We start from the raw sequence: 6,344 nt of genomic DNA, 5'->3' as shown, positions 1-6,344 counted from the left end.
CAACTAGCTTTGCCGGTAGGCTTTAAATACCTAATTTTAGGTCCTACCTAAGCAACGCACACTTGAGTCTGCTTCAAAAACTTTTTAAACAAACCTTTATCTACGGACTGGCAACAGTGCTGCCCCGCATGCTGTCGTTCATTCTGGTTCCCCTGTATACCAAGGTAATGCCCCCGGGTTCCTATGGGGAAGTAACCCTGATCTATGCCTGGTTTGCCATTTTTAATGTAATCCTGGCATACGGAATGGAAACGGCATTCTTCCGGTTTTACAATTCTTCGGAAAACAGGAAAAGTGTTACGGGTACTGCACTCTTCTCCATTGTGGTCTCCACAGCTGTATTTGTGATATTCGCACTGCTCTTCAGGGAACGATTGGCCACGGTCCTCAATATCGAGTTCCGGTATATTGAATACGTGATTCTGATTCTTGCCCTTGATGCTCTTGTAATTGTTCCTTTTGCTGCCTTAAGAGCCAATGAGCAGCCCATGCGATATGCCCTGGTAAAGATCCTGAATGTGGCGACAAATCTTGGATTGAATATCTTTTTTCTGCTGTTATTACCGGGACTGGCCGAAAACAACCCCAAAACTTTGCTGGAGGCCATTTATGTGGAAGACTTCGAGATCTCCTATATTTTTATTTCCAACCTGGTGGCCAGCGGGATAACCCTTGTTGTAATGAGCAGGCTTTACCTGCTTACCCCATTCAAGTTTGACGGCCAATTGTGGCGGAGGATGATGCGATATGCCTTGCCCGTGATGATCGCTGGGGTAGCTTTTACTATCAATGAAGTATTTGACCGGGTGTTGCTTTCAGAACTATTGCCTGAGGACATTGCCAAGGAGGAGATCGGGAAATATTCTGCCTGCTATAAACTAGCGCTCTTCATGACACTTTTTGCCACTGCGTTCCGGTTAGGCATAGAACCCTTCTTTTTTAGTCACGCTTCTTCCGATGCCCCGCAAAAAGCCTACGCCCAGATTACCAATTATTTCGTAGTGTTGGGGAGTCTTATCCTTTTGGGGGTAGTGGTCTTTGCAGACCTGCTCAAGTATATTTTTATCCTGGACCCTGCCTATTGGGAAGCCATGCCTATCGTTCCGGTGATTTTACTGGCCAGTTTTTGCCTGGGAATCTACCATAACTTGTCGGTATGGTACAAGGTTACAGACCAGACCCGCTACGGGGCCTATTTTTCACTTGCCGGTGCATTGGTGACCATTCTCATCAATTATTTTCTGATCCCGACTATGGGCTATTATGCTTCTGCACTCGCTACCCTATCGGCCTATGCTTTAATGATGCTCCTGTCTCTCTTTTACGGCAGGAAACATTATCCCATCCCCTATAATTTCAGGAAAATCGTTTTTTACCTGGGGCTGTCTATCCTGTTTTCAGCACTATCCTTCTATGTTTTTAACAGAAATTTGGTTATTGGAAGCCTCCTACTTTTAGTATTTTTAGTTTTGTTGTACCGAATGGAAAGCGATATCCTGAAAAGAATCTTTCTTAAACGCAAAGCATGAAAATCAAAATACGCAATGTTTCGGGCCACGACCTGCCCGCCTACGAGACCAATGCATCCGCCGGGATGGATCTCAGGGCGCACTTAAGTGCCCCGATAACCCTTGAGCCATTGGAGCGGGCGATAGTCAAAACCGGTCTTTTTATTGAGCTGCCCATCGGGTTTGAGGCCCAGGTACGCCCACGGAGTGGTCTGGCAGCCAAGAAGGGGATTACGGTTCTGAATGCCCCAGGGACAATTGATGCAGATTACCGCGGGGAGATTGGCGTGATTCTTGTTAATTTATCCAAAGAACCTTTCACCATAGCTAATGGGGAACGTATTGCCCAATTGGTGATTGCGAAGCACGAGCGCACAGATTGGGAATCCGCAGATGAATTATCGGAAACCAGTCGGGGTGCTGGGGGGTTTGGAAGCACCGGAGTAAAATAAAGGGAGAAAGGCAAACGGAAATAAATCAGGCGGCATGATGCAGTGGAGGAGGAAAGGAATACGATTGGGAGCAGTACTGCTGTTATTTTCCCTGCTGGCTTTTCCTCAGGAGGAAAAAGAAAGTGCAGAGCTTACCCTCGAGGCCTATACCGATGCATTTCAGGAGTGTTTTTTTGAGGCGTTGAAACAAAAAGGGATAGAAAACTACGACAAGGCGATCAACCTTCTCCTGCAATGCAGGGAACTGGCAGGAAATACAGAAGTGGTTGACCATGAACTGGCCAGGGCCTACCTGGCGAATAGGCAGTATATAGACGCCCTTGATTATGCTGTCCGGACGTTAAATAGCCAACCCGAAAACCCATGGGTACTTAACACCCTGCTCGATGTGCTCGCAGGACAAGGGAGGCCTTTGGAATCCCTTGGAGAGGAGATCCCGATGGATAACCCTGCTTTTCGCAAAAACCTTGCCCTCTTATATTTCCAGCGAAACGATTATATCAATGCCCAAAATGCCCTAAAAGGGTTGCAAAAAGACGTCTTTACAGAACAATTGGCACGTAAAATCAATGATTCTTTGGCTGGGCAAGAGGCATCGGGAGTAAAGAAAGAGGCGGAAGAAAAAAAAGAGAACCCGCTGGAAGTTTTACGTGGGGAGCTGGAAGAACTAGCAACTTCGCAACAATTTGAACCCCTGGAAACCCAGGCGGAAACTGCCCTTGAGAGTTATCCAACCCAACCCTGGCTTTACTATTTCTACGGTATGGCACTCCACAAGAATGGAAAATCAGAACAGGCGTCAGGCATTCTGGAAACTGCTTTGGATTTCCTTCTGGACGACAGTGAGTTACAACTACAGATATACAATCAGCTGGTGGAAGTATATACTGCCCTGGGCAACTCATCTAAGGCAAATATGTATCTTAGCAAAATAAAATCAGGCTCATAAACCCATGAGAGAAAGGAGTTTAACGATGTTGATGCGGATTCTGGCCCTGGTAGTAATTACCATCAGCTTTTCATGCAAGTCCAATAAGATCTTATCGGATGCCAAGGCGGATAAAAGCCTGTCTGCCCGCGTGATCATCAAAAACCATTACAAGAACCAACTGGATTTCAAAACCCTGGCGGGAAGGATACGGATTGATTATTCCGATGGCTATGCAACCCAAAGCATTGGGGTTAGTTTGCGTATGGAGAAAGATAAGGCCATTTGGATCAGTGCCCCGCTTGGTGTGGTGAAGGCTCTCATTACGCCGGACCGGGTGTCTTTTTACAACAAATTGGACAATGAGTACTTTGATGGGGATTTTGCTTATTTGAGCCAACTGCTGGGAACTGAACTCAATTTTAATAAAGTTCAGAACCTTTTGTTGGGACAGGCTTTGCTAGACCTAAGGGAAGAACGCTACCTGGCTGAGGTGAACGGGGACAACTATGAATTAAAGCCTAAAAGGGCGATGGAGCTTTTTAAGCCTTTATTCCGGATTGAACCCGGGAATTTCAAATTGGCAGTTCAGCAATTGTCACAGCCGTGGAACAGGAGACTGCTGGAAATCCGGTATAAAAACTATCAGGAAAAAGACAAACGGATACTTCCTAATGAGATCGGTATAGTGGCGATAGACTCGGACCAACGTACTACAATTGGGATTCAATACCGGAGTATGGAATTTAACAAGCGCCTGAATTTTCCCTATAAAATCCCGAAAGGATTTGAAGAAATTGTCCTGAAGTAATATGAAAACCCCTTTCGGAAGACATCTCCTCAGCCTTCTAATTATTCTGATTTGCCTGCAATATCAGGGCGTTGCCCAGACCAGTGAGCAAAAAGCCCTGGAGGCCAAAAGGGAACAATTGCAAAAAGAAATAACTGAGATGAACCGGCTCCTTTTTGCTGAGAAGAAGCAGCGGGGGACGGTGCTCGACCAGATGGAAAATTTGGATCAGAAGATCAATATCCGCCAGCAGTTGATCCGGGTGACCAATCAGCAATCTAATCTGTTAAACAGGCAGATCAACACCAATATCCGTAATATCACCAAGCTTCGTGAAGACCTGGAAATTCTGAAAGAGGATTATGCCAAAATGATCCGGAAATCCTATCAGAACAAATCCCAGCAAAGCCGCCTGATGTTTCTTCTTTCTGCAGAAAGTTTCTACCAGGCATACAAGCGGTTACAATATCTGAAACAGTATACCGAGTACAGGAGGGCTCAGGGAGAGGAAATAGGCAGGAAGACAGAAGAACTGGCGTTGCTCAATCGCGACCTTACGGAACAACGAAAAGAGAAGGAACAACTCATTGCGGAAAATACCCAGGCCAAGAATGCCCTTTTGAACGAGATCAAGTCACAAAAGGATCTGCTGAGGTCCATCCGACAAAATGAAAGTAAATACACATCGGCCCTGCAAGCCAAGAAAAAAGAGGCACGCCAGCTGGATCGCCAGATCGAACGCCTTATCCGAAATGCGATAGCCGCATCTAACAGGGATGCGGGTTCGAAGGCAAAGAGCAATACTTTTGCACTTACCCCTGAAGCCGAACTGGTAGCCAAGAGTTTTTCGGCTAATAAGGGAAAACTCATCTGGCCGGTAGAAAAAGGGGTAAAAAGACAGGGATACGGCGTGTATAAAGATGCTGTTTATCCGGGGATAAAACACCAGAGCAACGGTGTGATCATTGCAACAGATGAAGGCGCAAGGGCCCGGGCCGTCTTTGAAGGGGAAGTTATCGCTATCCTGGCAGTACCCGGGGGTAATAAGGGGGTGCAGATAAAACACGGCAACTACATTAGTACCTACTATAATTTATCCAACCTCTACGTAAAAAAAGGGGATAAGGTAACGGCCAAGGATGAATTAGGAGAAATATATACCAATCGGTTTAATGGCCTTACACAGCTTAAATTTTACCTTTATCGGGATGCAACACGCTTAAACCCGGAGGAGTGGATCTACCGATTATAAAATAAGAGATATGCATAAAATAACAGACCTCCAGGGGACATTCACCTTAAATAATGGTGTGGAAATGCCCTACTTTGGCCTCGGCGTTTACCTCTCTAAGGAAGGCCAGGAAGTGATCAATGCTGTAAAATGGGCGCTCGAATGTGGTTACCGCCATATTGATACTGCTTCTGTTTATATAAATGAAGCGGGTGTAGGTAAGGGCATAAAGGCTTCCGGCATTCCCAGGGAAGACATTTTCCTGGTAAGTAAGGTGTGGAATACGCACCAGGGCTATGATACTACTTTGAAAGCTTTTGATGCCAGCCTGAAACGGCTGGGCACGGATTACCTTGATCTGTACCTCATCCACTGGCCAGTTACTGGTAAATACAAAGAGACATGGAAGGCTCTGGAACGTTTGTATTCAGAAAAACGCATTCGGGCCATTGGCGTGAGTAATTTTATGCAACACCATCTGGAGGACCTTCTGGAAGGGGCAAATGTTGTACCCGCAGTAAACCAGATGGAGTTCCATCCCTATCTGGTCCAGCAATCCCTGTTGGACTTCTGCAAGGCAAAAGGGATACAGTACGAAGCCTGGTCGCCGCTTATGCAGGGACATATCTTTAAGGAACCCGTTTTTCAGAGTTTGGCAGATAAATACGAGAAAACCATTGCTCAGATTGCCCTGCGCTGGGATCTGCAGAAGGGGGTGATCACAATCCCAAAATCTTCGAAAAAGGAAAGGATTATTGCCAATTCCGATATTTTCGACTTCGTACTTTCCGAGGCAGACATGCGTTCGCTAGATGCCCTGGACAAGGGCAAGCGGTTCGGGCCAGACCCCGATAATTTTGATTTTTAAGGAGGAGGTTAAGCTTAATCCTGGAACAGGGCTTTCAGTTCTGTGGCGTCATGCGGTTTGATCTTTCCGGCCAGGACCAGGCTGAGTTGCCTTCTCCTGAGTGCACCTGCATACCGTTCCTTTTCCAGGTCGGTTTCCGGTTGCAAGGGCGGTATTTCCGTAGGGATACCTGCATCATCAACAGCAACGAACGTATAAATGGCTTCATTGGCTTTGGTACGCTCCCTGCTAAAGCGATCTTCCATCCAAACGTCTATATAAACCTCCATGGAGGTACGGAAAGTTCTGGAAATCGAAGCTTCCACGGTTACCACGCTTCCCAGGGGGACCGCCCGGTTAAAGGCTACGTGGTTTACCGATGCAGTAACACAAATGCGCCGGCTGTGCCGTCTTGCAGCTATACTTGCTGCCCGGTCCATTCGGGCTAACAACTCACCTCCAAAAAGATTATTCAGGGGATTGGTTTCACTAGGAAGGACCATATCGGTCATGATCGTCTTGGACTCACTGGGTGTCTTAGCCTCCATACTGGAAATTTTCAGCAAAGATAGTCCGGAAATAGGGGAG

7 protein-coding genes are annotated in these 6,344 nt (G+C 46.5%); 6 read left to right on the top strand and 1 reads right to left on the bottom strand.

Going from position 1 to position 6,344, the window contains the following annotated elements; translation table 11 throughout:
* Window positions 1-62: 62 nt before the first annotated feature.
* Genes AC4E7D_RS00160 through AC4E7D_RS00135 form a run of 6 tightly spaced genes read left to right on the top strand, consistent with a single transcriptional unit; the run spans window position 63 to window position 5,777 of the window.
* Complete coding sequence (locus AC4E7D_RS00160) at window positions 63-1,529, top strand: lipopolysaccharide biosynthesis protein (RefSeq protein ID WP_490171770.1); 1,467 nt, start codon at window positions 63-65, stop codon at window positions 1,527-1,529.
* The gene (dut, locus tag AC4E7D_RS00155; protein WP_490171769.1) at window positions 1,526-1,960 is read left to right on the top strand and encodes a dUTP diphosphatase; all 435 of its coding nucleotides are present in this window, start codon (window positions 1,526-1,528) and stop codon (window positions 1,958-1,960) included. The genes AC4E7D_RS00160 and dut overlap by 4 nt, the downstream gene beginning before the upstream one ends.
* 34 nt (window positions 1,961-1,994) lie before the next feature.
* Window positions 1,995-2,909 carry a tetratricopeptide repeat protein gene (locus AC4E7D_RS00150; RefSeq protein WP_490171768.1) on the top strand — a complete coding sequence of 305 codons (915 nt, stop codon included), beginning with the start codon at window positions 1,995-1,997 and terminating at the stop codon, window positions 2,907-2,909.
* Between the two features lie 4 nt (window positions 2,910-2,913).
* Entirely contained in the window at window positions 2,914-3,699 is a 786-nt protein-coding gene (gene lolB1 / locus AC4E7D_RS00145; protein ID WP_490171767.1) for a lipoprotein insertase outer membrane protein LolB1, read from the top strand.
* Between the two features lies 1 nt (window position 3,700).
* The gene (locus AC4E7D_RS00140) at window positions 3,701-4,930 is read left to right on the top strand and encodes a murein hydrolase activator EnvC family protein (protein WP_490171766.1); all 1,230 of its coding nucleotides are present in this window, start codon (window positions 3,701-3,703) and stop codon (window positions 4,928-4,930) included.
* Window positions 4,931-4,940: 10 nt separating this feature from the next.
* Window positions 4,941-5,777 carry an aldo/keto reductase gene (locus AC4E7D_RS00135; protein ID WP_490171765.1) on the top strand — a complete coding sequence of 279 codons (837 nt, stop codon included), beginning with the start codon at window positions 4,941-4,943 and terminating at the stop codon, window positions 5,775-5,777.
* 14 nt (window positions 5,778-5,791) lie between these two features.
* Here AC4E7D_RS00135 and AC4E7D_RS00130 read toward each other — a convergent pair whose 3' ends face one another.
* Entirely contained in the window at window positions 5,792-6,304 is a 513-nt protein-coding gene (locus AC4E7D_RS00130) for an acyl-CoA thioesterase (protein ID WP_490171764.1), read from the bottom strand.
* Between the last annotated feature and the right edge of the window lie 40 nt (window positions 6,305-6,344).

The sequence above is a fragment of the Lentiprolixibacter sp. genome, from assembly GCF_982873095.1.
Note: the sequence above shows the minus strand (reverse complement) of the source record. Positions and strands in the feature narration are given on the sequence as shown.